The following is a 3,619-nucleotide window of genomic DNA, read 5'->3' on the forward strand; positions in this document are numbered from 1 at the left end:
AGCAGCACGCTCCTGTCTTTGCACTCTTCTTTTTTTTTTCAAGCAGAAGACGGCATACGAGTTCGCTCAGTGTCTCGTGGGCTCGGAGATGTGTATGCGCCACAACCGCATCGCGCTGCCGGCCGCCCGGCCGGGGGAGCCGGCGGGCGCGCGCTGCTACGGTCGGGCGCCATGAGCTGGCTTCCCGATGACTTCGTGCACCCCGTCCTGGTACCGCTGCCGGGCGGCGGCCATCACCTGCGGCCGATCCGGGAGGCGGACACCCCGCTCGACCATCCGGCCGTGATGGGTTCGCGCGAGCGGCTGTGGACCATCTACGGCCCGGCCTGGGGCTGGCCCGCGGCCACCCTGACCTACGAGGCCGACCGGGCCGACCTGTTGCGGCACGAGAAGGAGATCGCCGCGCACCAGTCCTTCAACTACGCGCTGTTCGACGCGGCGGAGACGGCTCTGCTCGGCTGCGTCTACATCGACCCGCCGGAGCGGGCCGGCGCGGACGGCGAGATCTCCTGGTGGGTGGTGGACGAGCTGGTGGGCAGCGAGGTCGAGCAGGCCCTCGACGCGCTGGTGCCGCAGTGGATCGCCGCCGACTGGCCGTTCGAGCAGCCGCGCTTCCTCGGCCGCGAGATCTCCTGGTCGGACTGGCTCGCCCTGCCGAAGCATTCCGCCACGTGAGGAGGGCCCGGCGAGGTCGTGGGCCCCGCCCGCCACGGCGCTACGGCAACGTGGCCGTCAAGGCCTCCAAGGTCGGCCCCCAGGCGCTGTCCGGTGGGGTGGCGTAGCCGACGACCAGGGCGTCGCGTGGGGGGAGGTCGGCGTCCGGGTGGCGGTACATCGACAGGCCGTCCAGGGCCAGTTCGTGCCAGGCCGCCGCCTGGAGGACCGAGCGTTCGGTGCCCGGCGGGAGGTCCAGGACCGCGTGCAGTCCGGCCGCTATGCCGGAGACCTTGACCCGCCCGTCCAGCGCGGCCACCAGCTGGTCCCGGCGGCGCCGGTACCGCAGCCGCATGCCCCGTACGTGCCGGTCGTACGCGCCGGAGGCGATGAACTGGGCCAGCGTCAACTGGTCCAGCGCGCTGGAGGTCCAGTCCGCCCGCCCCTTGGCGGCCAGCGCCTCGCCCAGCATCCCCGGCGGGACCACCATCCAGCCCATCCGCAGGCCCGGGGCCAGGGACTTGCTCGCCGTGCCCAGGTAGAGCACCCGGTCCGGGTCCAGGCCCTGGAGGGCGCCGACCGGCTGGCGGTCGTAGCGGAACTCCCCGTCGTAGTCGTCCTCGACGATCAGTCCGCCGGTGGTCCGCGCCCAGTCCACGGCCGCGGCCCGCCGCGCGGACGTCAGCGCGACCCCGGTCGGGAACTGGTGCGCGGGCGTCAGCAGGACCGCCCCCGCCGACATCCCCGCGAGGTCCTCCGTCCGCGCCCCCGCCCCGTCCAGCCGCAGCGGTACGGTCCGCAGTCCGGCGTCGGACAGCAGCCCCCGGTGGACGTACACGGCGTACGACTCCACGGCCAGCTCCCGCACCCGCCGGGCCCGCAGCATCCGCGCCACCAGCACCAGCCCGTGCGCGAAGCCCGAGCACAGCACGATCCGCTCCGGGTCGGCGTACACCCCGCGCGCCCGCGCCAGGTACCCGGCGAGGGCCTCGCGCAGTTCGATGCGGCCGCGCGGGTCGCCGTACCCGAAGGCGTCGTTCGGCGCGAGGGCCATGGCCCGCCGGGCGGCCGCCAGCCAGGCGGCCCGCGGGAAGGCGCCGAGGTCCGGGGAGCCGGGCCGGAGGCTGTACGACGGCCCGCGCGAGGCCCGCGCCCGGTGGGCGGGGGCGGGCACGGGGACGGCGGCCTTGCGCGGCCGGGCCCGTTCGGCCACCCGGGTGCCCGAGCCCTGCCGGGCGGTCAGCCAGCCCTCGGCGACGAGTTCGGCGTACGCCTCGGCGACGGTGTTGCGGGCGATCCCGAGGTCGGCGGCCAGCGACCGCGAGGACGGCAGCCGGGTGCCGGGCGCCAGCCGCCCGGTGCGCGCGGCCTCCCGCAGCGCCTCGCAGAGCCCGGCCCGCAGCCCCCGCCCCGGGACCGGCTCCAGCAGCAGGTCGGTACCGAAAGTGGCCCAGGAATCCGTCATGAACATGGACCATATCGCTGGGACGCCCGGTCCCTAGGGTGAGCCCATGACGACGAACCGCGCACAACGGCACGAACACCCCCGGACCAGCTCCCCGGCGCACACCCACCCGCACGCGCCCGAGCACACTCCCCGCATGCAGATGGCCAAGCTGGCGCCCGAGGTCTACAAGGCCGTCGTCGCTCTGGAGATCGCGTCCAAGAAGGGCCTGGACCCGGCCCTGGTAGAGCTCGTCAAGATCCGCGCCTCGCAGCTCAACCACTGCGCGTTCTGCCTGGACATGCACAGCAAGGACGCCCTCGCCGCGGGCGAGAGCATCGAGCGGATCGTCATGCTCGGGGCGTGGGAGGAGTCGCGGCACTTCTACACCGAGAAGGAGCTGGCGGCGATCGAGCTGACCGAGGCGGTGACCGTTCTGACGGACGGTTTCGTTCCGGACGAGGTCTACGAGAAGGCGGCCGGGCACTTCGAGGAGGCCGAGCTGGCCCAGCTGATCGCCGTGATCGCGACCATCAACGTGTGGAACCGCATCGGCGTCACCACCCGGATGGTCCCGGGCCACTACACCCCGGGCCAGTACAAGATCTGAGCCTGAGCCCGGCGGAGCGCGGCGCCGCCCGTGCCGGGCCCCGGCCGGGGCCCGGCTCGACGCTCAGTTCCCCGGGCGGAACGCCCGCAGGGCGGCCTCCTGGCGGGACTGCGTGAGCGGCCACTCGGCGGCGGGACCGGCCACCAGGACGGCCCACTTGGTGCCGTCCGGGGCGAGCAGCACCCGTTCCACTCCGCGGCGGCGGCCCCGGGACTCCTCGCTGGCGTACTCGTAGACGAGTTCGCCCCCGCCGCCGGTGACCGCGCCGACCCGGATCTCGGTGTAGCCGGAGGTGCGCGAGCGCAGGTCGGCGCTGGCCCGCTCGACGGCCTGGACCGGGGTGAGGTCCGGCTCGCTGACCGGGAACACCTGGATCAGGGCGGCCCGGTCGGACGACCGGTAGAAGACCGAGGCGCCGCTCTCCTCGCGGCGCCAGCCGGCCGGTACGGCGAGGGCGAAGCCCTTGGGGTCCTGGACGACCTCGCGCGGCTCGTCCGGCGCGGCCGCGGTCCCGCCCGGGCTCGCGGACCCGGACCGGGACGCGCCCGCGCTCGGGCTCGTGCTCGGGCTCCGGCTCGTACCGGCACTCGCGCTCGGCCCGTCCGGGTTGGCCCCGTCCGTCGGCCCGGTGGGGTCGGGCGCCAGGGAGCTCGCCGAGCCGCGCGCGTCGGGCGCGGGCTCGTCCCGGTGGGCGAACCACCAGCCGGTCGCCGCCCCCACCGCGACCACGGCCACCAGGGCCCCGGCCACGAGGGGCCGCACCCGCCGCGCCCCGGCCCCTCCGGGCGGCAGCGGCGGACCCGGTCCGACCTCGGTCGGCCCGTACGGTCCCCCGCCGGGCAGCGGCTCGTACGACGGCAGGGGCGGTACGGCGGGCAGCCCGCCGTACCGCCCCTGCCGTCGTACGAGCC

At 75.2% G+C, this 3,619-nt stretch carries 4 protein-coding genes; 2 read left to right on the forward strand and 2 right to left on the reverse strand.

The window, feature by feature from the left end:
* Positions 1-171 precede the first annotated feature (171 nt).
* Positions 172-675: a GNAT family N-acetyltransferase gene (locus EF918_RS33770; RefSeq protein WP_125652704.1), complete on the forward strand. Its 504-nt coding sequence runs from the start codon at positions 172-174 to the stop codon at positions 673-675.
* 40 nt (positions 676-715) lie between these two features.
* Here the strand turns inward: EF918_RS33770 and EF918_RS33775 are convergent, their stop codons facing one another.
* Entirely contained in the window at positions 716-2,119 is a 1,404-nt protein-coding gene (locus EF918_RS33775) for a PLP-dependent aminotransferase family protein (protein WP_125652705.1), read from the reverse strand.
* 136 nt (positions 2,120-2,255) lie between these two features.
* Here EF918_RS33775 and EF918_RS33780 point away from each other — a divergent pair, with 136 nt between their 5' ends.
* Positions 2,256-2,708, forward strand: coding sequence for a carboxymuconolactone decarboxylase family protein (locus EF918_RS33780; RefSeq protein ID WP_260610930.1), 453 nt, complete (start codon positions 2,256-2,258; stop codon positions 2,706-2,708).
* Between the two features lie 63 nt (positions 2,709-2,771).
* On the opposite strand, the gene EF918_RS37450 is transcribed toward EF918_RS33780, so the two are convergent.
* Positions 2,772-3,619, reverse strand: an 848-nt coding sequence (locus EF918_RS37450) for a hypothetical protein (RefSeq protein ID WP_185922052.1), incomplete at its 5' end; no start/stop codon positions are given.

Source organism: Streptomyces sp. WAC06614, assembly GCF_003949795.1.
Classification (GTDB): Bacteria; Actinomycetota; Actinomycetes; order Streptomycetales; family Streptomycetaceae; genus Streptomyces.